This window comes from Streptoverticillium reticulum, assembly GCF_047456005.1.
In the GTDB taxonomy this organism is placed as follows: domain Bacteria; phylum Actinomycetota; class Actinomycetes; order Streptomycetales; family Streptomycetaceae; genus Streptomyces; species Streptomyces reticulum.
In genome coordinates, this window is sequence record NZ_CP179755.1 from 5,263,366 (window position 1) to 5,288,025 (window position 24,660).

Annotated in this window: 22 protein-coding genes and 1 tRNA gene; 7 read left to right on the plus strand and 16 right to left on the minus strand. The window is 72.7% G+C overall.

Annotation, left to right across the window (positions count from 1 at the left end; genetic code table 11):
* Positions 1 to 127 precede the first annotated feature (127 nt).
* Positions 128 to 721 carry a histidine phosphatase family protein gene (locus tag ACMATS_RS24080; protein ID WP_390781037.1) on the plus strand — a complete coding sequence of 198 codons (594 nt, stop codon included), beginning with the start codon at positions 128 to 130 and terminating at the stop codon, positions 719 to 721.
* A gap of 95 nt (positions 722 to 816) precedes the next feature.
* On the opposite strand, the gene ACMATS_RS24085 is transcribed toward ACMATS_RS24080, so the two are convergent.
* Positions 817 to 2,208 carry a tetratricopeptide repeat protein gene (locus ACMATS_RS24085; protein WP_390781038.1) on the minus strand — a complete coding sequence of 464 codons (1,392 nt, stop codon included), beginning with the start codon at positions 2,206 to 2,208 and terminating at the stop codon, positions 817 to 819.
* Positions 2,209 to 2,514: 306 nt separating this feature from the next.
* Here ACMATS_RS24085 and ACMATS_RS24090 point away from each other — a divergent pair, with 306 nt between their 5' ends.
* Complete coding sequence (locus ACMATS_RS24090) at positions 2,515 to 2,976, plus strand: hypothetical protein (RefSeq protein ID WP_390781142.1); 462 nt, start codon at positions 2,515 to 2,517, stop codon at positions 2,974 to 2,976.
* A gap of 31 nt (positions 2,977 to 3,007) precedes the next feature.
* Positions 3,008 to 3,877: a spermidine synthase gene (locus tag ACMATS_RS24095; RefSeq protein WP_390781039.1), complete on the plus strand. Its 870-nt coding sequence runs from the start codon at positions 3,008 to 3,010 to the stop codon at positions 3,875 to 3,877.
* A gap of 10 nt (positions 3,878 to 3,887) precedes the next feature.
* On the opposite strand, the gene ACMATS_RS24100 is transcribed toward ACMATS_RS24095, so the two are convergent.
* From ACMATS_RS24100 to ACMATS_RS24115, 4 genes are all read right to left on the minus strand, one after another.
* Complete coding sequence (locus tag ACMATS_RS24100) at positions 3,888 to 5,285, minus strand: GH1 family beta-glucosidase (RefSeq protein WP_414169007.1); 1,398 nt, start codon at positions 5,283 to 5,285, stop codon at positions 3,888 to 3,890.
* A gap of 76 nt (positions 5,286 to 5,361) precedes the next feature.
* Complete coding sequence (locus ACMATS_RS24105) at positions 5,362 to 6,219, minus strand: carbohydrate ABC transporter permease (RefSeq protein ID WP_414169008.1); 858 nt, start codon at positions 6,217 to 6,219, stop codon at positions 5,362 to 5,364.
* Positions 6,220 to 6,222: 3 nt separating this feature from the next.
* Positions 6,223 to 7,230 (minus strand): carbohydrate ABC transporter permease, encoded by a 1,008-nt coding sequence (locus ACMATS_RS24110; RefSeq protein WP_414169009.1) that lies wholly within the window; start codon positions 7,228 to 7,230, stop codon positions 6,223 to 6,225.
* Positions 7,227 to 8,546 (minus strand): ABC transporter substrate-binding protein, encoded by a 1,320-nt coding sequence (locus ACMATS_RS24115; RefSeq protein ID WP_414169010.1) that lies wholly within the window; start codon positions 8,544 to 8,546, stop codon positions 7,227 to 7,229. Before ACMATS_RS24115 ends, ACMATS_RS24110 begins: the two co-directional genes overlap by 4 nt.
* A gap of 210 nt (positions 8,547 to 8,756) precedes the next feature.
* Here ACMATS_RS24115 and ACMATS_RS24120 point away from each other — a divergent pair, with 210 nt between their 5' ends.
* Together ACMATS_RS24120 and ACMATS_RS24125 are read left to right on the plus strand one after the other, a co-directional pair.
* Complete coding sequence (locus tag ACMATS_RS24120) at positions 8,757 to 9,815, plus strand: LacI family DNA-binding transcriptional regulator (RefSeq protein WP_414169011.1); 1,059 nt, start codon at positions 8,757 to 8,759, stop codon at positions 9,813 to 9,815.
* Positions 9,816 to 9,900: 85 nt separating this feature from the next.
* Entirely contained in the window at positions 9,901 to 10,461 is a 561-nt protein-coding gene (locus ACMATS_RS24125) for a CAP family protein (protein ID WP_390781045.1), read from the plus strand.
* Positions 10,462 to 10,543: 82 nt separating this feature from the next.
* Here the strand turns inward: ACMATS_RS24125 and ACMATS_RS24130 are convergent.
* The 4 genes from ACMATS_RS24130 to ACMATS_RS24145 form a co-directional block, all read right to left on the minus strand.
* A tRNA-His gene (locus ACMATS_RS24130) sits at positions 10,544 to 10,616 on the minus strand.
* A gap of 213 nt (positions 10,617 to 10,829) precedes the next feature.
* A complete protein-coding gene (gene orn, locus ACMATS_RS24135; RefSeq protein WP_390781046.1) occupies positions 10,830 to 11,435 on the minus strand; it encodes an oligoribonuclease in 606 nt (201 codons plus the stop codon).
* A 5-nt stretch (positions 11,436 to 11,440) separates the two neighbouring features.
* The gene (locus tag ACMATS_RS24140; protein WP_414169012.1) at positions 11,441 to 12,793 is read right to left on the minus strand and encodes a helix-turn-helix domain-containing protein; all 1,353 of its coding nucleotides are present in this window, start codon (positions 12,791 to 12,793) and stop codon (positions 11,441 to 11,443) included.
* 368 nt (positions 12,794 to 13,161) lie between these two features.
* On the minus strand, positions 13,162 to 13,494 hold the full coding sequence (locus ACMATS_RS24145) for a hypothetical protein (protein WP_414169013.1): 333 nt from the start codon (positions 13,492 to 13,494) through the stop codon (positions 13,162 to 13,164).
* 409 nt (positions 13,495 to 13,903) lie between these two features.
* Between ACMATS_RS24145 and ACMATS_RS24150 the strand changes: the two genes are divergently transcribed.
* Positions 13,904 to 14,425 carry a universal stress protein gene (locus ACMATS_RS24150; protein ID WP_336413325.1) on the plus strand — a complete coding sequence of 174 codons (522 nt, stop codon included), beginning with the start codon at positions 13,904 to 13,906 and terminating at the stop codon, positions 14,423 to 14,425.
* Between the two features lie 354 nt (positions 14,426 to 14,779).
* On the opposite strand, the gene glmS is transcribed toward ACMATS_RS24150, so the two are convergent.
* The 7 genes from glmS to ACMATS_RS24185 form a co-directional block, all read right to left on the minus strand.
* Positions 14,780 to 16,600 carry a glutamine--fructose-6-phosphate transaminase (isomerizing) gene (glmS, locus tag ACMATS_RS24155; RefSeq protein ID WP_336413326.1) on the minus strand — a complete coding sequence of 607 codons (1,821 nt, stop codon included), beginning with the start codon at positions 16,598 to 16,600 and terminating at the stop codon, positions 14,780 to 14,782.
* 104 nt (positions 16,601 to 16,704) lie between these two features.
* Entirely contained in the window at positions 16,705 to 16,980 is a 276-nt protein-coding gene (locus ACMATS_RS24160) for a hypothetical protein (protein ID WP_390781049.1), read from the minus strand.
* 86 nt (positions 16,981 to 17,066) lie between these two features.
* Positions 17,067 to 17,984: a DUF4429 domain-containing protein gene (locus ACMATS_RS24165; RefSeq protein WP_414169014.1), complete on the minus strand. Its 918-nt coding sequence runs from the start codon at positions 17,982 to 17,984 to the stop codon at positions 17,067 to 17,069.
* 58 nt (positions 17,985 to 18,042) lie between these two features.
* Complete coding sequence (locus tag ACMATS_RS24170; RefSeq protein ID WP_390781143.1) at positions 18,043 to 19,203, minus strand: acyl-CoA dehydrogenase family protein; 1,161 nt, start codon at positions 19,201 to 19,203, stop codon at positions 18,043 to 18,045.
* Positions 19,204 to 19,212: 9 nt separating this feature from the next.
* Positions 19,213 to 20,151, minus strand: a complete 939-nt coding sequence (locus ACMATS_RS24175; RefSeq protein WP_390781051.1) for a hydroxymethylglutaryl-CoA lyase — start codon at positions 20,149 to 20,151, stop codon at positions 19,213 to 19,215.
* Entirely contained in the window at positions 20,148 to 22,202 is a 2,055-nt protein-coding gene (locus ACMATS_RS24180) for an acetyl/propionyl/methylcrotonyl-CoA carboxylase subunit alpha (protein ID WP_414169015.1), read from the minus strand. Before ACMATS_RS24180 ends, ACMATS_RS24175 begins: the two co-directional genes overlap by 4 nt.
* A gap of 17 nt (positions 22,203 to 22,219) precedes the next feature.
* Positions 22,220 to 23,851 carry a carboxyl transferase domain-containing protein gene (locus ACMATS_RS24185; RefSeq protein WP_390781053.1) on the minus strand — a complete coding sequence of 544 codons (1,632 nt, stop codon included), beginning with the start codon at positions 23,849 to 23,851 and terminating at the stop codon, positions 22,220 to 22,222.
* A gap of 91 nt (positions 23,852 to 23,942) precedes the next feature.
* Here ACMATS_RS24185 and ACMATS_RS24190 point away from each other — a divergent pair, with 91 nt between their 5' ends.
* Positions 23,943 to 24,566, plus strand: coding sequence for a TetR/AcrR family transcriptional regulator (locus tag ACMATS_RS24190; protein WP_414169016.1), 624 nt, complete (start codon positions 23,943 to 23,945; stop codon positions 24,564 to 24,566).
* Positions 24,567 to 24,660 lie beyond the last annotated feature (94 nt).

Genomic DNA, 24,660 nt, shown 5'->3' on the forward strand with positions numbered 1-24,660 from the left:
ACATTGGCCGCACACCGCCCCTGGGCGCGAGGAAGGAGACGTCTCAAGCGTCCCAAGGGTTGCCTGGTAGGGGAGTGAGTGATGATGGAGAGGAACGTCACCGCACACTTGTGAAGGGGCCCACTCCATGGCACCGCGCATCCTGCTGGCCCGGCACGGACAGACCGAATGGTCGCTCTCCGGCAAGCACACCGGCCGCACGGACATCCCGCTCCTCGACGAGGGGCGGCGCGGAGCCAAGCTGCTCGGCGAGCGCCTGCACCGCACCCCGTGGAACGGCCTGCCGGACGTCGAGATCCGCACCAGCCCGCTCGTGCGCGCCAAGGAGACCTGCGAGCTGGCCGGTTTCGGGGACCGGGCGGCCGACTGGGACGCGCTGATGGAGTGGGACTACGGCGCGTACGAGGGCATGACCCCGGCCGAGATCAAGTCCGGCCGCCCGGACTGGTTCATCTGGCGCGACGGCGTGCCGGAGGGCGAGGCGCTGGCCGAGGTGTCGGCGCGCGCGGACGAGGTCATCCGCTGGGCGAAGTCGGCGGACCGCGACGTCATGATCTTCGCGCACGGCCACATCCTGCGCGTGATCGGTTCCCGCTGGCTGGGCCAGGACGCGTCGTTCGCGGCGCGCATCCGCCTGGACCCGACGTCGCTGTCGATCCTGGGCTGGGCGTACGGCGAACCGGCCATCGAGCGCTGGAACGACACGGGGCACCTGGCCTGACGCCTGGATCCTGGCGCCCCGGATCTTGACGTCCGGAGCGTCACACGTTTCGCGTCCGGGGCCCCAAACGGTTCGAGCCTCGAACGCTTCGCGCCTCACACGGCCTGCGTGTCGTGCCGCGCCAGAAACGCGCCGACCGCAGGTACGCGCGCGTGGGAGCGCAGCACCCGCGCCATGGACGCCAGCATCCCCCGGATCCGCGCCGACTGGACCTGCGCCAGCAGGTCCAGGACCCGCTCCCCGGCCACCGCCGCCTCCGCCACCGCGCCCCCCTGCGCCAGGTCCCCGGCCAGCTGCGCCGTGTACAGGGCGATGTTCCGCGCGAAGTGCGGATCGGCCAGCTCCACGGCCCGCCCGCCGTGTTCCGCCGCCCTCCGCCAGTCGCCGAGGGCGGACCAGCACTGCGCCTCCAGCAGTTCCAGCTCGGCCTCGCCGAAGAACGTCATCCACTCCGGGTCGTCCTCGCTCCGCCCGCGCTCGAAGAGCGTCCGTGCGCGCAGCAGCGTTTCCTCACAGGCCGCCCGGTCACCCAGCTGCGCCCAGCCGCCGGCCTCGCGCAGGGTCAGCAGGGACATCAGCCGTGCCGAGGCCAGCTGCCGGCCGGCCTGCTGTGCGGCCTGCGCGGCGCGGACGGCCTCCCGCGGCCGTCCGGCGTCGCGCGCGAGGAAGGCGGTGTTGCAGAAGGCGTGCGCCTCCAGTGCCGCGTCCCCGGCGACCCGTGCGGTCGCGAGGGCCTCCGCGTAGTGGGAGCGGGCGTCGCCGAAGCGTCCGGAGTCGTGGGCCAGCCAGCCGACGGAGATGGCGAGTTCGCCTGCGCCCGCGTGCAGCCGGTCCGCCACCGACTGCCGCCGGGTCTCCGCGTCGAGCAGTTCGTACGCCGCCCGCAGCGGCTGCGCAGCACGCCGGTAGAGGTGGTCGGCGCCGTGCCGGTCGTCGAGCAGCCGGATCCGCCGGACCGCCTGTTCGAGGGCGGAGGCCTCGGCCTCGCCCGCGTGCCGGGGCGTGCGGGCACCCGGCGCTCCGCCCAGGGAGGCGGCGGCCATGGCGGCCGGGCCGGAGGAAATGAACGCGCGACGCAACACGTCGCTCTCCTTGCTGCTGTCGAAGCGGTCGAGGGGACCGCCCCCGGAACCCGGGTTGCGGCCGCCCGAGGGGCTCTCGGTGGAAGCGGGCGGCGCACCACCCTTGTCGCGCGCCCCCCGTCCGCGCACTGCCTCCCGCGGCGCGAACCCCATGTCCGCCGGTTCGCAGCCGGGGAACATATGGCGGAACACTCGCTCGTAGGCATAGTTGGGACAGCGGATCTCGCCGGACTCGACGCGCCCGATGTAGCGCGCGTCGCAGGAGACGTGTTCGCCGATCTCACGGGCCGCCCGGCGCACCTCCGCCGCGAACTCGCCTGGTGAGCGCTGTCCCCGGAGCCGGCGGAAGGCGGTGTTCGGGCGACGTGGCGAGGACGCGGAGGAAGATGTGCGAGACGACGCCATGGCCGGACCCTCTCCCTGGCGAGCCGCCCCGCGAGGTGCCTGCGGGACGGGTGGCTGTGCTGCCGTATGGCGTGATGACCGTACCGGCTGTGGCGGGACCACTACGCCTGGTTTCTCTACAAAACGGATATCCCACCTGCCATCCGCCATGAACTGCCATCCTTTGCGGCGGCGCGGCGCCGTAGCCGTTGACACCGCACGGGCGTTGAACCGGGTGAACGGACTGGAGCAGGCCCGTGACCGGGGCCCGCGCACGGTCCGTTCACTGCGGAGCGGACTTGTGCGGCGGAGGAGGGGTTTCCCGTGGTGGAGGCCGGAGTGGACATCGGCAGCTCGCGAACGACGGCACTGCACCAGCCGCGTCAGGACCGCAGCGCTTCCCCGTACCCGCCGCCGGCGGCCGCGGAGAGCGGTCCGTGCGACCTCGTCACCGTCCCCGCCCGGCAGGGCCTGGAGGCGGTCGACATCCTGCGGCTGCGCGACGGCGTGGGGCCCGTGCTGCACGACGGCGACTGCGACACCCTCGGCTTCCTCGTACCGCCCGGCACCGCCGCCGCCTGGGACCTGCCGGGCAGCGCCTGCACCGAGACCTACGGGCGCGGCCTGCGCACGGGCGCGCCCGACGGCGTCGCCGAGCCGCCGGTCACGGGCACCGGCTGGCTCGTCGCCCCGGACGTGGCCTTCACCTCCGCCACGGACCCCGCCGTGCTGCGTGCGGCGCTCGGCGAGGCGGCCCGCACGATCGAGGCCGTCGACCGCTGCCGATAGCCGCCCGAGCAGCCCGCGGGATACTTGCCGTGTGGCAAAGGGCAAACAGAAGCAGGGCCGCGGGCGCGCGGCGGAACCGATATCGGCGCAGGTGGCGGGTGGTCTCGCGGAGCTCGTGCCCGATCGCGACCGCCCCCGCGGCCGGACCCTGCTGATCGACAGGGCGCCGCAGTCCCACGTGGACCTCGACGACCCCGCGTACCTCGAGTTCGCCTACCAGCGCCGGATCGGTCACATCGCCGACCTCGTGGCCCCGCCCGGCAGGCCCGTCCAGGCGCTGCACCTCGGCGGCGGCGCCTTCACGCTCGCGCGCTACATAGCCGCGACCCGGCCCCGGTCGACGCAGCAGATCGTCGAGATCGACGCCCCGCTCGTGCAGTTCATACGCACCGAGCTGCCGCTGGACGGCAGCTGGCGGATCCGGGTCCGCGGCGGTGACGCCCGCGAGGGGCTCGGCAAGGTGCCGGACGGCTGGGCGGATCTGATCATCGCCGACGTCTTCGGCGGCGCCCGCACCCCGGCGCATCTGACCAGCACCGAGTTCGTCGCCGAGGTGCGCCGCGCGCTGCGCCCCGGCGGTTTCTACGTCGCCAACCTCGCCGACGGCCCGCCGCTCGCCCACCTCAAGGCACAGATCGCGACGGTGCGGACGGTCTTTCCCGAGCTGTGCCTGACCGCCGACCCGGCGGTGCTGCGCGGCAAGCGCTTCGGCAACGCCGTGCTGCTGGCCTCGGACCGGGAGCTGCCGCTCGCGGAGCTGACCCGGCGCGCCGCGACGGATCCGCACCAGGGGCGCGTGGAACACGGCAAGGGGCTGGCCGACTTCACCGGCGGCGCGGCGCCGGTCACGGACGCGACCGCCCGCCCGTCCCCGGCCCCGCCGCCGTCGGTCTTCGAGTAGAGCGGTGGAATCAGCCGAGCCGTCCCGTACGCACAACCTCCGCATACCACCGGGCACTTGACTTGGGCGTACGCGCCTGCGTCGCATAATCGACGTACACCACCCCGAACCGCTTGCTGTACCCATAGGCCCACTCGAAGTTGTCGAGCAACGACCACACGAAATACCCACGGACGTCCGCGCCCTCGGAGACGGCGCGCAGAACCGCCTCCAGGTGCGCACGCAGGTAGGCAATGCGCTCCGGGTCGTGCACCGCACCGTCCGCGTCGGGTTTGTCGTCGTAGGCCGCGCCGTTCTCGGTGACGAGCAGCGGCAGGCCGGGCAGTTCGCGGGTGAAGCGCATCAGCAGGTCGTGGAGGCCGGTGGCGTCCACGCTCCAGTCCATCGCGGTGCGCCTGCCGGGGGGCTGGTGGAAGGCGACGTGGCGTTCGGCGCCGGGCCAGGCGGAGTGCTCGCCTCCGCCGTGGCCGTCGGCGCGCGAGGGGCCGTTGTCAGTGCCCGCTGATACCACTGTGGGTGCGTAGTAGTTGATGCCGAGCGCGTCCAGGGGGTGCTTGACGATGTCCGGGTCGCCGTCGCGGACGAACGACCAGTCCGTGATCCGTGCCGTGTCCGCCAACAGGTCGGCGGGGTATGCGCCGTTGAGCATGGGCTCGGTGAAGATACGGGTGGACAGGGCGTCGATGCGCCGCTGAGCGTCCAGGTCCTGCGGGGAGGACGTGAGGGCCCTGACGGCCGCGGTGTTGAGGGCCACCGTCAGCAGGGCCCCGCCGGGGAGCACGGAGCGCAGTGCCTGTGCCCCGAGGCCGTGCGCCAGGTTGAGGTGGTGGGCCGCGCGCAGGGCGTCCGCCGGGTCCGTGCGGCCCGGGGCGTGCACGCCGGAGCCGTAGCCGAGGAAGGCGCTGCACCAGGGCTCGTTGAGGGTGCACCACATCCCGACGCGGTCGCCCAGGGCCTCGCCCACGAGGTACGCGTAGTCGGCGAAGCGGTGCGCCGTCTCCCGGGCCGGCCAGCCGCCCGCCGTCTCCAGCTCCTGGGGCAGGTCCCAGTGGTAGAGGGTCAGCAGCGGCCGGATGCCGTGGGCGAGCAGGTCGTCCACGAGCTCCCGGTAGAAGTCGAGGCCCCGCTGCGACGCGGGGCCGCGGCCCGTGGGCTGGACGCGGGGCCAGGAGACGGAGAAGCGGTAGGCGCCCAGGCCCAGTTCGGCCATCAGCGCCACGTCGGCGGCGCGGCGGTGGTAGTGGTCGGCGGCGATGTCACCGGTGTCGCCGCCCAGCACCCGGCCGGGGGTGCGGGAGAAGACGTCCCAGACCGAGTCGGTGCGGCCGTCCTCCCGCGCCGCTCCTTCGACCTGGTACGCGGCCGTCGCGGCGCCCCAGAGGAAGCCGGGAGGGAAGTTCACGCTCATGCAGTGCTCCGATGGACGGATGGGACCGATGGACGGGGAAACGTGGGGGAATGGGCACATGGGAGTTCACGGGGTGTCAGCCCTTGACCGCGCCGCGCATGATGCCGCCGACGATCTGCCGGCCGAAGACGGCGAAGACGAGCAGCAGCGGCAGGGTCCCCAGCAGTGCGCCGGCCATCACCACGGCCTGGTCCGGCACGTAGCCGCGGCCGAGCCCGGTCAGGGCCACCTGCACGGTGGGGTTCTCCTGGGTCAGCGCGATCACGGGCCAGAAGAAGTCGTTCCACGCCTGGACGAAGGAGAGCATCCCCAGCACGGCCATCGCCGGCCGGGCCACGGGGAGGACGACGTGCCGCACGATGCGCAGGCTGCTCGCGCCGTCGACGCGGGCGGCCTCGATCAGCTCGGTGGGCAGCGCCTCCACCAGGTACTGCCGCATGAAGAACACCCCGAAGGCGCTGACGAGGGTCGGCATCGCCACGGCCGGGAGCCGGTCGGTCCACCCCAGGCGGGCGACGATCATGAAGAGGGGGACCACGCCCAGCTGGGGCGGCACCATCATCGTGCCGATCACCAGCGCCAGCAGCGGCCCGCGGAAGCGGAACCGCAGCTTGGCGAAGGCGAAGCCGGCGACGGTGCAGAAGAGCACCGTGCCCAGCGCGATGCTGCCGGCCACCAGCAGCGTGTTGCCCAGCGCCAGGCCCAGACCGGCGTCGGTCCAGGCCGAGCGCAGGTTCCTGCCGAGGTTGCCGCCGAACCAGAAGGGCGGCGGCGTCCTGGCCAGCCGCGTGTTGTCGTGCGAGGCGGCGACGGCCGTCCAGAGCAGCGGGAAGAGGGAGCCCGCGGTGCAGAGGGCGAGCACGGTGTACGCGAACGGCCCGCCGTGCAGCTGCCGTCCGGCGCGGTTCCCGGACGTCCGGGTACGGGGCGACACGGCTCACCTGCCCCTGTGCAGCCGCCGGGCGACCGCCTGCTGTCCTGCGGCGATCAGCACCAGGATCAGGAACATCGTCCAGGCGACGGCCGAGGCACGCCCGAGGTGGAAGTCGAACCAGCCCTGTTCGTAGAGGTAGAGCCCCAGCGTCTGGAACTGGTGCGAGGCCCCGCCCTTCTGCCCGGCCGCCCCGCCGAACAGCAGGGGCTCGCCGAAGAGCTGGGTGGCCCCGATCGCGGAGACGGCCACGGTGAACAGGATCGTCGGCCGCAGCATCGGCACCGTGATGTGCAGGAACTGCTGCCTTCGCGAGGCCCCGTCCAGCGCGGCGGACTCGTAGAGCTCGTCCGGCACGGCCTGCATGGCCGCCAGGTAGATCAGTGCGTTGTAGCCCGTCCACCGCCAGACGACGATCGAGGAGACCGCGATCTGCGAACTCCACGTGCCGCTCTGCCAGTCGACGGGCCCGAGACCCACCGCGCCCAGCGCCCAGTTGACCATCCCGTAGTCCCGCCCGTAGAGGAGCACGAAGACGAGCGTGGCCGCGGCGACCGACGTGGCGTACGGGGTCAGCAGCGCGACCCGCCAGAAGGTGGCGGCGCGCAGCCGGTAGTGCAGCAGCTGGGCGAGGCCCAGGGCCATCAGCAGCTGGGGCACGGTCGCCAGGAGTCCGATGGTGAGGGTGTTGCGCAGGGCGTTCCAGAAGAACGGGCTGCCCAACAGCCGCGTGTAGTGGTGCAGTCCGACCCAGGTCGCGTGGTCCGGCGCCGTGAGCTCCACGCGGTGCAGGGAGGCCCAGCCCGTGTAGAGGAGGGGGAAGAGTCCGAATGCGGCGAAGAACAGGAAGAACGGCGCCACGAAGGCGTACGGGCTGTAGCGCACGTCCCAGCGGTGCAGCCGACTGCGCCAAGCAGCCGACGGACGCCGGGCGTTGCGGGGGGTACGGGTGCCGTCGTGCGGTCCGGGCGGCCGCGCCTCCGGGTCCTCGACCGCTGCGGTCGTGGCCGTCATTCGTCCACCGCGTTCTCGATCTCCTTCTGCGCTGCCTTCCAGGCCTCCGCGGGCGGCTTGCCCTGCTGCTCGGCCTGCGGGATGCCCACGTCGGTGAAGGCCGTCCCGATCTGCTGCTCCATGGGGCCGAAGAGGAGGGTCGGAATGCCCCTGGCCGCGGCGGCGAAGATCGCTCCGACAGGTGCGTCGCCGAAGTAGGGGTTGCGGGCGTTCCCGACCTCCGGCATGGCGTACGCGGCCGGGGTGGAGGGGACGGCGGCCTGCCGCGCGAAGAGCCTGGCCTGCCGGTCCGGAGCGGTCAGCCAGACGGCGAGGGCGATCGCGGCGGCCTTGTGCCGCGCGGCCTTCGGCACGGTGACGAACGAGCCGCCCCAGTTCGCGGGCCGCGGCGCGGCGGCGATGTCCCACGCGCCCCGGCCCGCGTCGCCGGACTTCTCCTTGATGTAGCCGAGCATCCACGGCGGACAGGCCACGGCGGCGAAGCGGCCGTTGGCGAACGCCTGGTCCCAGGGTTTCTCGAACTGCCGCAGCCGGGCGGTCAGTCCGTCACGCGCCGCCTGCATGGCCAGGTCCCAGGAGGCGGTGACGGCCGGGCTGTTGTGGTAGACGGGCCTGCCGCGCCGGTCGTAGTAGCGCTCGGCATAACCGTGGACGGACGCGTTGTAGACCCCGGCGGCCGAGTCGGTGAACACGGTGCCCGCGGGGGCGTGGCGCATGTACGCCCTGCCGGTGTCGATGAACTTCTGCCAGTCGCCGGCCCACAGCCTGCCGACGGCCGTCCGGTCCGTGGGCAGCCCGGCCTGCCGGAAGAGGTCCTTGCGGTAGCACACGGCGATGGGGCCGATGTCGGTGCCGAGGCCGATCGTCCTGCCGCCGGGGGTGGTGGCCTGCGCCCACTTCCAGTCCAGCCAGTCGCTCCGGCGGACGCCCGGTGCGCGGGACAGGTCCTCGAAGCGGTCGCCCAGCCCGGTGGCCACGTCGTGGATGTTGCCCACTTCGACGGCCTGGATGTCCGCCAGCCCGCTGCCGGCCGCGAGGTGGGTGAGGAGCTGCGGATAGTAGGTGTCGTTGCGCTCGACCACGCTCTCCTTGATGACGACATCGGGGTGCAGCTGCTCGTACTCCCGGTACAGACCGGCCTCTTTGTAGCCGAAGATGCCGTAGGTGCCGATGGTGACCGTGGTCCTCCCGGCCTCGTCGCCGTGGCGTGCGCAGCCGGCGAGCAGGACCGCGCCGAGCAGGACAGTGCCGAGTGCCACGGCCGCCGCCGCGGCACGGCGGATGCGGCCGGCGGTGCGGGTGCGGGTGCGGGGCATCGCGTCCTCCCGGTCAACTGCCGCGCCGGAGCGGGGCGTCGGGCTTCACGTCGGGTGGATCCGAAGGGGCGCGGAGGTCCTGGCGCAGGTCTTAAGGGCCTGCGGGGCCCGCAGTACGGTGGGAGCGCTCCCAGAACGACAAGTCGAAGCGTTGCCGCAACCTGGCGGAGTGTCAAGGACGCGGCGTGCGACGTGCCATGGAGGCGCCCGATGTCCCGGACCGGAGAGACAGCCCGCAGCACGGACACCGCCCGCGGCGGCCCGCGCCGCACCGTTCCCACCCTGGAGGAGGTGGCGGCCCGCGCCGGTGTGGGCCGGGGCACGGCGTCCCGGGTGATCAACGGCTCGCCGCGGGTCAGCGCCCGCACCCGCGCGGCCGTCGAGCAGGCCGTCGCGGATCTGGGGTACATACCCAACCGCGCTGCCCGTGCCCTCGCGGCGGGCAGCGCGGACGCCGTCGCCCTCGTCCTCCCCGAGCCCGGAGCGGGCCTGCCGGCCGACCCGTACTTCGCCGACCTCGTGCGCGGCGTCGGCTCCGGGCTCGCCGACAGCGGCCTGCAGCTGCAGCTCACCCTCCTCCGCGGCCCGGAGGAGGGCCGCCGCTGCGCGGACCAGCTCGCCGCGCGGCGCGTGGACGGCGTGCTGCTGGTCTCCCTCCACGACGACGATCCCCTGCCGGGCCTGATCGCGGAGCTCGGCGTGCCCGCCGTCCTCACCGGCCGCAGGCCCGTCGGCCTGCCGCTGACGTGCGTGGACTCCGACGAGACGGGCGGCGCCCGGGCCGCGCTCGGCCACCTGCTGGCCCGCGGCCGCGGTACCGTCGCCGTCATCGCCGGCCCGCCCGGGACGGACGCGGCCCGGCGTTTTCTCGACGGCTGCCGACAGGCGCTCGGCTCCGCCCCCGACGCCGCCCTCGTCGAGTCCGCAGCCCTCACCGAGTCCGGCGGCCGCCGTGCCATGCGGGCCCTGCTGGACCGGCGCCCCGGCCTGGACGCGGTCCTCGCGGCCTCGGACGCGGCGGCCGCCGGCGCCCTCCAGGTGCTCCGCGCCCGCGGTAGCCGCGTCCCCGCCGACGTGGCCGTCGCGGGCTTCGACGACTCCGCCGTCGCGCGCCACACGGACCCGCCGCTCACCACCGTCCGCCACCCGACCGAGGCCGTGGGCCGCACGATGGCCGCGGTCCTGCTCTCCCGGATCCAGGACCCCGCGGCACCGGCGGGCCCCCGGATCGTCCTGCCCACCGAACTGATCGTGCGGGAATCGTCCTGACGCACCGTCGGCCCGGCGGTCATTCCGGGTGAACGCCCCGCCGGGCAACCGGGGATGAGGCGTCCGGACGGGCAGGGTCGGGGGCATGTGGAAGAAACTGCTGCTGCCCGCCGCCGTCCTGGCGCTCACCGCACCCGCCGTCCCGGCCACGGCCCGTCCGCCGCTGCCGGACACCACGGACGGCGGGTTCCTCAAGGAGGCCGTGGCCGCGGCCAACCGCCACCGCGCGCAGCACGGGGTCCCGCCCCTGGCGCTCGACCCCGCCCTCACCGCGTACGCCAGGAAGCGCGCCCGGGAGATCTCCCGGGGCGCTCCCGGGCGGCTGAGCACCGAGGGGGCGGACCCGCGGCTGGGGGAGGACCTCTTCTGGTCGTCCGCCGGGGCCGAACGCGCCCCGGCCGCGGGCGCGGCACAGGCCGTCGAGACCTGGTACGCCGAGGCGCGCTCGTACGACTGGCGGAAGCCGGGCTTCAGCGCGGCCACCGGCGACTTCACCCAGCTGGTGTGGAAGGCCTCGGACCGGCTCGGCGCCGCCCGGGTCAGCGGCCGGGCGGGCGGCCGCACCGAGAGCTACGTGGTCTTCGCGTTCGCCCCGCCGGGCAATGTGGACGGGGCCTTCCGGGAGAACGTCCTCCCGCGGCGGTGAACCGGGCCGGCCTGACGGTCCGTCCGGTGCGCACAACGCCGAGGGCCCGGTCTGCTTCCGCAGACCGGGCCCTCGGCTTCAGGGTGAGTAACGGGACTCGAACCCGCGACATCCTGGACCACAACCAGGTGCTCTACCAGCTGAGCTATACCCACCACGTCCGGCGTTTGTTTCCGTGTTTCCCACCGGCCGAGAAAAAGTGTACAGGGTCCGGAGGGGTGCTCGCTCCCGGCTTCCACCATGATCGGGAGCGACCTGCGTCACTCTGTGATCCGGCGCGGACCCGCGCCCCGTAAGGGGCGCGGGGAACTGCGCGACCAGCCACAACGGACCGGCAGCCGAAGAACGGCCGCACCCCGCCGGAGGTGCTAGGCCTCGGCGGGCAGGACGTGCTTGGCCGCGATGGCCTTCGCGGTGTCCGAGTCCGGGCCGGGCTGCGGCACGAAGATCGCCTCGCGGTAGTAGCGGAGCTCGGCGATCGACTCGCGGATGTCGGAGAGCGCCCGGTGGTTGCCGTTCTTCTTGGGACTGCTGAAGTACGCGCGCGGGAACCAGCGCCGGGCCAGTTCCTTCACCGAGGAGACGTCCACGATCCGGTAGTGCAGGTGACCCTCCAGCGCGGGCATGTCCCGCAGGAGGAAACCGCGGTCGGTGCTGACCGAGTTTCCGCACAGCGGGGCCTTGCCCGGCTCCGGGACGTGCTCGCGGATGTACGCCAGGACCCGCTGCTCGGCTTCCTCGAGCGTGGTCCCGCCGTCCAGCTCCGCCAGCAGCCCGGAGGCCGTGTGCATCTGGCGCACCACCTCGGGCATGGTGGCGAGGGCCTCGGCGGGCGGGCGGATCACGATGTCCACGCCGTCGCCGAGGATGTTCAGCTCGGAGTCGGTGACCAGTGCGGCCACCTCGATGAGTGCGTCGTCCGACAGCGAGAGCCCGGTCATCTCGCAGTCGATCCACACCATGCGATCGTTCATGCATCTCACCCTACGGGGCGCTCCCGCTGACCGGGCAGGCGCGGAGTGTAGAGGTCGGTGTCGGGCTTGCCCGGCTCCGGACCTCCGGCGAGATGCCCCCCGGCGGAACCGGGGTCATGAACGATATGTCCCGTATGTCTGCCATGGCCTCCATGGGGCGGCGGAGCCCCCAGGGGTGCCCCGGTGACGGCGTGCGCCGTGGTGGCCATGGCCGCCCGCCGCATCGCCACCAGCGAGGGATCCCCCGGCCGGGGTTCGGCCGGCTCGGGCCGGTCGAACCGCTCGCCGCGGTCGCCCCGCTCCGGCCGCTCGCTCCGCTCCGGCCTGCCGTCCGTACCGGCCTGCGGGCGGCGCGCCCGGTAGGCGGCCCGGTAGGCGGCGGGGGAGGACCCCAGCTGCCGGCGGAAGTGGCCGCGCAGGGCCACGGGCGAGCGGAAGCCGCAGCGCCCGGCGACCTCGTCCACGGAGTAGTCCGAGGTCTCCAGGAGCCGCTGCGCCTGGAGCACCCGCTGAGTGATCAGCCACTGCAGGGGAGCGCTCCCGGTGAGCGAACGGAACCGCCGGTCGAAGGTGCGACGGCTCATATAGGCACGGGCGGCCAGGGTCTCCACGTCGAACTGCTCGTGGAGGTGCTCCAGCGCCCAGGCGACGACCTCGGCGAGCGGGTCGGCACCGATCTCCTCCGGTAAAGACCTGTCGAGGTAGCGCTCCTGTCCTCCGCTGCGGCGCGGCGGCACGACGAGACGCCGGGCCAGGGCCCCCGCCGCGTCGGCTCCGTGGTCGGTGCGGACGATGTGCAGGCACAGGTCGATGCCTGCCGCGGTGCCCGCGGATGTCAGTACGTCGCCGTCGTCCACGAAGAGCTCCCGCGGGTCCACGTGGACCGACGGATAGCGCTTCGCGAGCGTGGGCGCGTACATCCAGTGGGTGGTGGCGGGCCTGCCGTCGAGCAGCCCCGCCGCGGCCAGTACGAAGGCACCGGTGCACAGCCCCACGATGCGGGCGCCCTCCTCGTGGGCACGGCGCAGTGCGTCGAGTGCGGCGGCGGGCGGCGGTTGAGTGATCGACCGCCAGGCCGGTACGACGACGGTGCCGGCCCTGGAGAGTGCCTCCAGGCCGTACGGTGCGGTCAATTCCAAGCCGCCGGTCGTTCGCAATGGCACATCTTCGCCCGCGCACACCAGCAATCGGTAGCGGGGAACTCCCGCGTCCTGTCGGTCGATTCCGAACACGGAGAGCGGGATGGAGCTTTCGAAGATGGGGCCGCCGCTGAAAAGCAGCACGGCGACGATCTCCCGGCGGCGGCGTCCGGAGAGCTTGCGCGCGGTCTCCGGTACGGTCGTGGAGTCCTGGCTCATGGCGCTAAGCCCCCCTCGGCGGTCGAGTCCTCTCGGTCCTGCACGTTTCCCCTCGGTCCTGAACGGTTCCCCCGCCGGTCATGGCCAAGATCGAATCTACTGCGTCGCATGGAGACGCGGTGACCAGTTCACCACCCGGCTCTATGTCGACATGACAACTTGGCGCGAAGCGTTCGATCACGAAGCGTTGCACTTGCAGGGCTCGGTGAAAAGTACGCCTCCCGCCCCTGCCCACACAGCGTAGGCGGCAACCGCCCTCAGCGGTCCTTTCCTTGCTGGTCGACCGGCTGTTGGGAGCGGCTGCGGCCAAGGTGGGGAGTTCGGCCTGAAGTTGGCTGAAAACCTACGGGTGCAGGCGTACGAGAGCGTCAGTCGACGGGATGTCCGGTGCCCGGATGGCGTGCGCCCCGGTGCGTGCCGGCGCCCGTCCTGCCGTGCCGTCCGCGGTGCGGCGCGGTCCGGTCCGCGGCGACCCGCGCGGCGGTGCGCTCGGCCTGGCGCAGCAGGGCGTGGCAGACGCAGGTGAGGGCCACCAGCCCGGCCGCGCTGCCGACCGCACCGCCGAAGGACTGACCGCACATCAGCAGAACGACCGGGACCAGGGCGCAGCTGAAGGCCGCCCAGCGCACGACGTCGCTCACCGGATCGGGGGATTCCCCCTCGGTGTCGTCGTCGCGGGTGTGGTCACGGGTTCCGGGCACGGAGCGGCTCCCTGGTGGCGGCTGCTGGTGGTACTACAACGCCGCTCCCGCCGCCCGGGTCACTGGGGACACGGGCATCTCCGGGAAGCCCGGCCCATTGCGCTGGGCGCCGCCCTCGTGCATGCTCCGGGGAAGCCCGAGCGCCTTGGCCAAGGGCGCCGAGTGCCGCGGTTCCGCACGGCGGGACCCGGTGCCGAACGGCCGGTTCCGGGGGGCGTGCATCATCCGCAGGCATCTGGGCAGGCGGGGAGTGGCGCCGTACCCTGGGGGTAAGCACTTGAAAAGATGAATCCCGGACGGATTTTGCCGTCCATGATCCATCTGCGGGCAGCGCCCCCCAGCTCCGTCGACAACTTCAACCAGCCCACTGCCGATCCCTCCGTCCGAGGACTTCTTCGCCGAGACACCGATGGCCGGTCACGAATTCTCCGAACCCGCGGACCGCAAGCGGATCGCCGATCAGATGGCGAATCCCGAAGCGGCGGAAGAAACACGTCATTCCTGCGATCCGGCATTCCAGCACGGCGTCGTGGTGGGCTTCGACGGCTCCATGTCGAGCGAGCGAGCGCTTGCGTATGCAATCGGGATGGCCCGGCGCTCCGGCTCGGGGCTGATCATCGTCCATGTGGCCAACCGGCTGCCGACGACCGTCTGGGCGGGCTGTGAGCCGCCGGTCTTCGTGGACGTCCCCGACCACCGCACCGAGGTCCTCGGCCTCGAACTGGCCTGCGCGGACCACCTGTCCGAGGTCCCGTGGATCCTGGTGGAGCGCGGCGGGGACATCTGCCACGAACTGGAGGAAGTCGGGCGGGAGTACGCGGCGGACGCGATCGTCGTCGGCTCCACGCACGGCCTGGTGGGCCGGATCTTCGGCTCGGTGGCGGGGCGGCTGGCGCGGCGCGCACAGCGCCCGGTGGTGGTCATTCCCTGAGCGGTGCGCCGCTTGTCATTCCCTGCGGAAACGTCAACTCCCCCATGCCGTCGGCGACATGAGGGCGGGGTGAAGTGGCGGTTTCCGGAATCCACCCGGGCGCAGAGGTGGCAGGCGCCGTTCCGGGGGGTAGGCATCCGTCGACAGGACGCTTGCGTGCTGCCGGACGGGAGGTGACGGTTCCCGGGCCCCGGCGGCATCACCGCCGGCGCGAGGGCGACGCCGGCACAGGGGAGGCGGTCCTCCCCGCGCGCGTGGTGGCACGTGCGGGGAGGACCGTCCTTCTCGGACCTGTCGCGGACAGGTGCGGACAGGTACGAGAGCTCATGGCCCCGTGCGGGGCCGGTCCGGCGGCTACTCGACGGTGACGGACTTCGCCAGGTTGCGCGGCTTGTCGATGTCGCGGCCCATGGCCTTCGCCGTGTAGTAGGCGAGCAGCTGGAGCGGGATGCCCATGAGGATCGGGTCCAGCTCGTCCTCGTTCTTCGGCACCACGATGGTGTGGTCGGCCTTTTCCTGCTCCCGGTGCGCGACGGCGAGGATGCGGCCGCTGCGGGCCTTGATCTCCTCCAGCGCGGCGCGGTTCTTCTCCAGCAGGTCGTCGTCCGGCACGATCGCGACCGTCGGCATCGCGGGCTCGATCAGGGCCAGCGGGCCGTGCTTGAGCTCGGAGGCCGGGTAGGCCTCGGCGTGGATGTACGAGACCTCCTTGAGCTTCAGCGAGGCCTCGCGGGCGACGGGGTAGCCGCGGACCCGGCCGATGAACATCATCGACTTGGCGTCGGCGTACTCCGCGGCCAGCTTCTCGATCTGCTCCTCGTTGGCCAGGATCTCGGAGATCTGGGCGGGGAGCTTGCGCAGGCCCTCGATGATCCGCTTGCCGTCGGCGACGGACAGGTCGCGGATGCGGCCCAGGTGCAGGGCGAGCAGGCCGAAGGAGACCACCATGTTGGTGAAGCACTTGGTGGAGACGACGCAGACCTCGGGGCCGGCGTGCACGTAGATGCCGCCGTCGGTCTCCCGGGCGATCGCCGAGCCGACGACGTTCACCAGGCCCAGGACGCGGGCGCCCTTGCGCTTGAGCTCCTGGACGGCCGCGAGGACGTCGTAGGTCTCGCCGGACTGGGACACCGCGATGTAGAGCGTGTCGGGGTCCACGACCGGGTTGCGGTAGCGGAACTCGGAGGCGGGCTCGGCGTCGGAGGGGATCCGGGCCAGCTCCTCGATCATCTGGGCGCCGATCTGGCCGGCGTGGTACGAGGTGCCGCAGCCGAGGATCTTGACGCGGCGCACGGCGCGGGCGTCGCGGGCGTCGAGGTTGAGGCCGCCGAGGTGCACGGTGGAGAAGCGGTCGTCGATGCGGCCGCGCAGCGCGCGGTCCACGGCGTCGGCCTGCTCGTGGATCTCCTTGTGCATGTACGTGTCGTGGCCGCCCATGTCGTACGACTCGGCCTCCCACTCGACGGTGGTCGGCTGGGCCGAGGTGGCGGAGCCCTCGGTGGTGTACGTGCGGTACTCGTCGGCCTTGAGGGTGGCCATCTCGCCGTCGTCCAGGGTGACGACCTGGCGGGTGTGGCTGACCAGGGCGGCGACGTCGGAGGAGACGAACATCTCCTTCTCGCCGATGCCCAGCACCACGGGGGAGCCGTTGCGGGCGACGACGATGCGGTCCGGGAAGTCGGCGTGCAGCACGGCGATGCCGTAGGTGCCCTCGATGTGCCGCAGGGCCTCGCGGACCTTCTCCTCCAGGGTGCCGGCCTGGGAGCGGCCGATGAGGTGGGCGAGCACCTCGGTGTCGGTGTCGGAGACGAAGACGAAGCCCTCGGCGGTCAGCCGGGTGCGCAGGTCGGCGGCGTTGTCGATGATGCCGTTGTGGACGACCGCGACCTTCTCCTCGGCGTCCAGGTGGGGGTGCGCGTTCACGTCGTTCGGGGCGCCGTGGGTGGCCCAGCGGGTGTGGGCGATGCCGGTGGTGCCGTTGAAGCGCTTGGGCAGGCGGGACTCGAGCTCGCGGACGCGGCCCTTGGCCTTGGCAGCCTTCAGGCCGCCGGTCTTGCCGCTCGCGTGCAGGGCTATGCCGGCGGAGTCGTAGCCGCGGTACTCCAGGCGCTGGAGGCCTTCGAGGAGCAGCGGTGCGACGTCACGCTTCCCGATGTATCCGACGATTCCGCACATATGTAACCCTCCCAGGTAAGCGAGCAGTGGTGCCCTGCGGCGACGATGACGTGGGGCGACGGCGGTTGCCGTGGCGGCGGTGCGGCGTGCGGGCCGCTGTGCGCTCAGCCGTAGACGATGCGGCGCAGCTGCCGCAGCGACAGTTCGGGCGGTGACACCGCCCTGTGCGGCAGCTCGGCCGCGATCCGCTCGAAGATGTCTGCGTTCGTCATGCCGCCGGACTGCAGTTCGCGGTGACGGCGGCGGACGAATTCCTCGGTCGTCTCGTCGAAGTACGCCAGCACGTCCAGCACCACCCGGGCGGCCTCACCGCGCTGCAGCGGTGTGCTGCGCACCAGGTGGTCGACCAGGTCGTCGTGGGTCATGCGGCGTTCGAGCACCCGTCGATACTGAGGGGTCCCGAAGGCTTTCGCAAGAATCCTGCCCGAAATCGGGCAGGGCTGCGGTCGAAGTGCAAAGGAAACGGTCAGAAGCGACGAAGTATGGCCTGCTTCGCAGCGGTGAACTCCTCGTCGGTGAGGACTCCCGCGTGATGCAGCTCACCCAGCTCGCGCAGGCGGCGCAGCAGGGTGTCGTGATCGGCGCCGGGCTCGGCCGCCGGGGCCGCGGGCGCGGCGCCTTCGAGCTGCTGCACGGAAGAGGACGCCGGAAGAGGGGCGGCCGGTTCCGCTCCGCCTGCTCCGCCCGACGGATGCGGCAGCCGGACGGTGACCGCCGCGGCGACCAGCGCCATCAGCGGGTCCTTCTTGAAGCCGTACAGCTCCACGGCGTGCGGATCCCGCTTGGCCGGGAGCCTGCTCGGGCCGCCGGCGGTGGTGAACCGGAGGCAGCCGTTCTCCAGGCCGGCCGACGGCCGCCACTCCACGGCGCGGATCTCCGCCAGCGGGAGCACGGTCGGGCCGGCCGTCCGCTTGTCCTCGTCCGTCTTCCAGTTCCACTCCAGCCGGACGCACTCGCCGTCGAAGTGGACGGTGCCGTCACCGGCGGACACCGACAGCGGCACGGCCGGGCCCGGCAGCAGATAGCGCTCCACCGGGCCGGAGGGCACCTGGTCCAGCAGCAGCGCCTGGCGGACCTCGTCCACCAGGTAGGCGGCGACGTCCGCGCCCGAGGCGTCGACCGTCAGCTGATACGGGTCGGCGGCGTCCGGCAGCCGGCCGCCCGTCGCCCGGGACAGCGGGTCGGCCCCGTGACGCAGCTGCAGGCGCAGCCGGCCGCCCTTGCGGCCCGGCTCGAAGGAGATGCCCGCAACGGCCGTCAGCGGCACGGTCAGCTCGCCGAGCGTCTGCCGCGCGGCGTGCACCCCCTTGTCCCAGCCCGGGACGATGCGTATCGCATCACCCTCGAACGCCCAAGTGCCGTCCTTCTGAAGGATTTCAACCATGCGGGCAATTCTCCCAGCAGGCCCGCCCGGCACGAACCGTCCGGGAGCCGCCGAACCGTCAGTCCGTGAGCCCCAGTTCCCGGGCGATCAGCATCCGCTGGACCTCGCTCGTGCCCTCGCCGATCTCCAGGATCTTCGAGTCCCGCCACATCCGGGCCACCGGGTACTCGTTCATGAAGCCGTAGCCGCCGTGGATCTGCGTGGCCTCGCGGGCGTTGGTGACCGCGATCTCCGAGGAGTACAGCTTGGCCAGCGCCGCCTCCTTCTTGAACGGCTCGCCGTGGACCAGCCGGGAGGCCGCGTCCCGCCAGGCGAGCCGGGCCGTGTGCGCCCGCATCTCCATGTCCGCGATCTTGAACTGGATGGCCTGGTTGGCCCCGATCGGCCTGCCGAACGCCTCGCGCGTCCTCGCGTACGACACCGACTCGTCCACACAGCCCTGGGCCAGGCCTGTCGCCAGCGCCGAGATGGCGATCCGCCCCTCGTCCAGTATCTGCAGGAACTGGGCGTAGCCGCGCCCCTCCTGGCCCAGCAGGTTGGCCGCCGGGACCCGGACGTCGGAGAAGGAGAGCTCCCGGGTGTCGGAGGCGTTCCAGCCGACCTTGGAGTAGGGGGCCGCGACCGTGAAGCCCGGGGTGCCGGACGGGACGATGATCGCGGAGATCTCCGGGCGGCCGTCCGGCTTGCGGCCGGTGACGGCGGTGACCGTGACCAGGCCGGTGATGTCCGTACCGGAGTTGGTGATGAAGCACTTGGTGCCGTTGATCACCCATTCGTTCGTGGCCTCGTCCAGCCGGGCCGTGGTGAGCGTGGCACCCGCGTCCGAGCCGCCGCCGGGCTCGGTGAGGCCGAAGGCGCCCAGCATCTCGCCGCTGCAGAGCTTCGGCAGCCAGGCGCGCTTCTGCTCCTCCGTGCCGAACCGGAAGACCGGCATGGCGCCGAGCGAGACGCCCGCCTCCAGGGTGATCGCGACCGAGGAGTCCACCCGGGCGAGCTCCTCCAGGGCGAGGCCTAGGGCGAGGTAGTCGCCGCCCATGCCGCCGTACTCCTCGGGGAAGGGCAGCCCGAACAGGCCCATGCGGCCCATCTCCCGCACGATCTCGTACGGGAACTCGTGGCGCTCGTAGAGGTCCCCGATCTTGGGGGCGACCACGTCGTGCGCGAACTCCTCGACGGTGCGGCGGAGTTCCTCGTGCTCGGGGGTGAGGCGGTGGTCCAGCGACATGGCTCAGTGCTCCTGGTGGGAGAGGGCGCGGACGGTGCGGGAGGGGCTGGGCCGTCCCAGATGGGCGGCCATCCACACGCTGGTGGCGGTGAGCAGGCCGAGGTCGACCCCGGTGGAGATACCGAGGCCCTCCAGCATCCAGACGAGGTCCTCGGTGGCGAGATTGCCGGTGGCGCTCTTGGCGTAGGGGCAGCCGCCGAGGCCGCCCGCGGAGGCGTCGACGGTGGTCACCCCGTGCCGCAGGGCGGTGAGGGTGTTGGAGAGGGCCTGGCCGTAGGTGTCGTGGAAGTGCACGGCGAGCCGTCCGACGGGCACCCCGGCCTCGCCGAGCGCGGTCAGCAGGGCCGCGACGTGGCCCGGGGTGGCGACGCCGATGGTGTCCCCGAGGCTCAGCTCGTCGCAGCCGAGGTCCAGCAGGCGGCGGCTCACGCGGACCACCTGGTCGACGGGGACGGCGCCCTCCCAGGGGTCGCCGAAGCACATCGAGAGGTAGCCGCGCACGCTGCCGCCCGCCTCCCGGGCCCGCGCGACGACCGGCGCGAACATCTCCAGCGACTCGTCCACGGTGCGGTTGAGGTTGGCCTTGGCGAAGGACTCCGTGGCGCTGGCGAAGACCGCGACCTCGCGGACACCGAGGGCGAGGGCGCGGTCGAGGCCGCGCTCGTTGGGCACGAGGACCGGCAGCCGGGCCGGGACGTCCGCCAGCATGGGCATCAGCTGCTCGGCGTCGGCCAGCTGCGGCACCCACTTCGGGTGCACGAAGCTGGTCGCCTCGATGACGGACAGGCCGCTGGCGGCGAGGCGGCGGATGAACTCCGCCTTGATCTCCGCCGGGACGACGGCCTTCTCGTTCTGCAGGCCGTCGCGGGGGCCCACCTCGTGGATCCGGACGCGGTCCGGGAGGGCGGGGTCCGGAACGGTCATCGGCAGTCCGCTGATCATGACTCTTCCCCTTGTGCCCCTTGTTCTGGTTGCTCCGGTTGTTCCGGTTGTTCCGGTTGCTGAGGGGTGACGACCGCCAGCACCTGGTCCATGGCGACGGTGCTGCCCGCGGTGACGTCCAGCTCGGTGACGGTGCCGTCGTGCGGGGCGGAGACGAGGTGCTCCATCTTCATCGCCTCGACGACGAGGAGGCCCTGCCCCGCGGTGACCCTGTCCCCCACGGCCGCCTTGACCACGGTGACGGTGCCGGGCATGGGGGCGGTGAGGGTGCCGGCATGGGCGGCCGCCGCGCCGCCGGTGGCGTCGACGGGGTCGTGCGGGGTGAGGTGCCAGGTGTCGCCCCGGCGGGCCAGCCAGACGCCCTCCGGGCCGGGGGAGCGGGTGAACACGTGGGTGACGCCGTCGAGTTCGAGGCTCAGCTCCCCGGGCCGCGGAGCGGGCAGCAGCCTGGCGCTGCCGAGCGGCGCGTCGTCCAGGAGGACGTCCGTGCCGCGCACGCGGACCGTCACCGGGGCGTGGCCCGGGACGCGGAAGTGGTGTGCCGTCCAGGCGGGTTCGCCGCCCAGGCGCCAGCCGGACGGGACCGCGAAGGGGTCCACCCAGCGCCCGTCCTCCGCGGGGGACAACCGTGCCTGCGCCAGCAGCGCACCCGCCACGTACACCTCGTCCGGCACCGTCGCGGAGACGAGCGCCGCGGCCTCGCGGTCGACCAGCCCCGTGTCCAGCGCGCCGGACACCACGTCCGGATGTTCCAACAGTCTGCGGAGGAAGCCCGCGTTGGTGTCCACCCCGAGCACGGCGGTCTCCGCCAGCGCCCCGCGCAGTCTGCGCAGCGCCGTCTCCCGGTCCGGGCCGTGCGCGACGACCTTCGCGAGCATCGGGTCGTAGGCCGTGCCCACGGCGCTGCCGGGCGCGAGCCCGGAGTCCACCCGGATGCCTTCGCCCGACGGCTCGTTCAGGGCGAGCACCGTGCCGGCGGACGGCAGGAAGTCGACGCGCTCGCCGCTCACCCGCGCCGTCTCCGCGCAGATCCGCGCCTCCACCGCATGCCCGGTGAGCGTCACGTTCTCCTGGCCGAAGCCGAGGGGCTCACCGGAGGCGACCCGGATCTGCCACTCCACCAGGTCCAGCCCGGTGACGAGTTCGGTGACCGGGTGCTCGACCTGGAGGCGGGTGTTCATCTCCATGAAGTAGTACGAGGAGGGATCGCCGCCCGGCACGATGAACTCCACCGTGCCCGCGCCCGTGTAGCCGCAGGACCGCGCGGCCTGGACCGCGGCCTCGCCCATGGCGGCCCGCGTCGCCCCGTCCAGCAGCGGGGAGGGCGCCTCCTCGACGATCTTCTGGTGCCGGCGCTGCAGGGAGCACTCGCGCTCGCCGAGGTGGACGACGGTGCCGTGGCCGTCCGCCAGCACCTGGATCTCGATGTGCCGCGGGCGGTCCACCCAGCGCTCGACGAGCAGGGTGTCGTCCCCGAACGAGCCGAGCGCCTCGCGCCGGGCGGCGGCGATCTCCTCGCCGAGCAGTGCCTCGTCGCGGACGAGCCGCATGCCCTTGCCGCCGCCGCCCGCCGAGGGCTTGAGGAGCACCGGCATGCCGATCTCCCGTGCGGCGGCGATCAGTTCGGCGTCGCCGAGCCCGCTGCCGGAGGAGCCCGGCACCACGGGAACGCCTGCCGCGCGCACCGTCTCCTTGGCGCGGATCTTGTCGCCCATCAGCTCGATGGCCGGGGCGGGCGGCCCGATGAAGACCAGCCCCGCATCGGCGCAGGCGCGGGCGAAGGCGGCGTTCTCCGCGAGGAAGCCGTAGCCGGGGTGGACGGCCTGGGCGCCCGTGCGCCCGGCGGCCGCCAGCAGGCGCTCTATGGACAGGTAGCTCCGAGATGCCGGGGCGGGGCCGATCCGCACGGCCGTGTCGGCCTCCCGGACGTGGCGGGCGTCCGCATCCGCGTCACTGAAGACCGCGACGGAACGGATGCCCAGATCCCGCAGCGTACGGATGACGCGCACGGCGATCTCGCCCCGGTTGGCGACCAGTACGGTGTCGAACATGGTGGGTCCGTGTCCTCTCACATACGGAAGACGCCGTAGCCGGGGGCGGCCGGGTCTCGAGGGGGGATCGGGGCGTTGGCGCACGCGGTGAGCGCGAGGCCCAGCACCTGGCGGGTCTCCAGCGGGTCGATGACGCCGTCGTCCCACAGCCGCGCCGTGGCGTAGTAGGCGCTGCCCTGGGTCTCGTACTGCCGGCGGACCGGGGCCTTGAACGCCTCCTCCGCGTCCGCGCTCCACTCCTCGCCGCGCGCCTCCAGCTGGTCGCGCTTGACGGTGGCGAGGACGGAGGCCGCCTGCTCGCCGCCCATAACCGAGATCTTCGCGTTGGGCCACATCCACAGGAAGCGCGGCGAATAGGCGCGCCCGCACATGGAGTAGTTGCCCGCGCCGTACGAGCCGCCGATGACGACGGTCAGCTTCGGGACCCGGGTGCAGGCGACGGCGGTGACCATCTTCGCGCCGTGTTTGGCGATGCCGCCCGCCTCGTACTGCCGGCCGACCATGAAGCCCGAGATGTTCTGCAGGAAGACCAGTGGGATGCCGCGCTGGTCGCACAGCTCGATGAAGTGGGCGCCCTTCTGGGCGGATTCGGAGAAGAGGATGCCGTTGTTGGCGACGATGCCGACCGGGTGGCCGTGGATCCGGGCGAAGCCCGTCACCAGCGTCTGCCCGAACTCGGCCTTGAACTCGGCGAACCGGGAGCCGTCCACCACGCGCGCGATGACCTCGCGCACGTCGTACGGCGTCCGCGAGTCCACCGGCACCGCTCCGTAGAGCCCGGCGGGATCGGCCTTCGGCTCCTCCGCTGGCTCCACCGACCAGGGCAGCGGGCCGCGGTCGCCGAGCGTCGAGACGATGGTGCGCACGATGCGCAGGGCGTGCGCATCGTCCTCCGCGAGGTGGTCGGTGACGCCGGAGACCCGGGAGTGGACCTCCCCGCCGCCGAGCTCCTCCGCCGTGACGATCTCGCCCGTCGCGGCCTTCACCAGGGGCGGGCCGCCGAGGAAGATCGTGCCCTGGCCGCGCACGATCACCGCCTCGTCACTCATCGCCGGGACGTAGGCGCCGCCCGCCGTGCAGGAGCCCAGCACCGCCGCGATCTGCGGGATCCCGGCCCCCGACATCCGCGCCTGGTTGTAGAAGATGCGGCCGAAGTGCTCGCGGTCGGGGAAGACCTCGTCCTGCATCGGCAGGAAGGCGCCGCCCGAGTCCACCAGGTACAGGCAGGGGAGCCTGTTCTCCAGGGCGATCTCCTGGGCGCGCAGGTGCTTCTTGACCGTCATCGGGTAGTACGTGCCGCCCTTGACCGTGGCGTCGTTGGCGACGATCACCGTCTCGCGGCCCGAGACCCGCCCGATGCCCGCGATCACGCCCGCGGCCGGGGCCGCCCCCTCGTACATCCCGTCCGCCGCGAGCGGGGCGAGCTCGAGGAAGGGTGAGCCGGGGTCCAGCAAGGCGTCCACCCGGTCGCGCGGCAGCAGCTTGCCGCGTGCGGTGTGCCGCTCGCGGGCCCTCTCGCCTCCGCCCAGCCGGGCCGCTGCGAGCTTCCGCCGCAGCTGCTCGGCCAGCTCGTGGTGCGCGGCCTCGTTGGCCCGCCAGGCGTCGGACGCCGGATCTGCGGCGCTCCCGAGCACCGGTGCCTGCTGCATCGTCCTCGAGCCCCCTTGCTCGTGTTAATGAGCGTTAACATCTCTGTTCCCCACGTTAACGCGCGCTAACCCGGCTGTCTAGAATTGCCTTGTGAAGGAAGCAGCAACCCGCGCCCAGTCCGTCGTCGCCCCGGTTCCCACGCGCCGTGAGCGGATCCTCCAGGAGGCCGCCCGGCTCTTCGCCGAGCGCGGGTTCCACGGCGTCGGCGTGGACGAGATAGGGGCGGCGGTCGGCATCAGCGGCCCCGGGCTGTACCGGCACTTCGCGGGCAAGGACGCGATGCTCGCCGAGCTGCTGGTCGGGATCAGCGGGCGGCTCCTCGCGGGCGGCCGGCAGCGCGTCGCCGACGCGGCGGAGGCCGGTGCGGGCCCGTCCGCCGTGCTCGACTCGCTGATCGACGGGCACATCGACTTCGCCCTCGACGACCGGGCGCTGATCACCCTCCACGACCGTGAGCTCGGTCAGCTCCGCGACAGCGACCGCAAGCTGGTGCGCTCGCTCCAGCGCCAGTACGTCGAGCTCTGGGTCGGGGTCGTGCGCGAGCTGCACCCGGGTGCGGCGGAGGCCGAGGCCCGCGCGGCCGTGCACGCCGTGTTCGGGCTCCTCAACTCCACGCCGCACCTCGGCCGTCCCGGCGCCCTGCCCGGCCGTGCTGCCACCGCCGCCCTGCTGCGCCGCCTCGCGCTGGGGGCCCTGGCGGCCCTCTCGGACTGACCGGCTTGTCGGGACCGGCGGGGCCGATCGGGACAGGGGGTGCCGATCGGGCCACGGAGCAATCGGATCTGGACAGGTCCGGTGACCCCCGAGT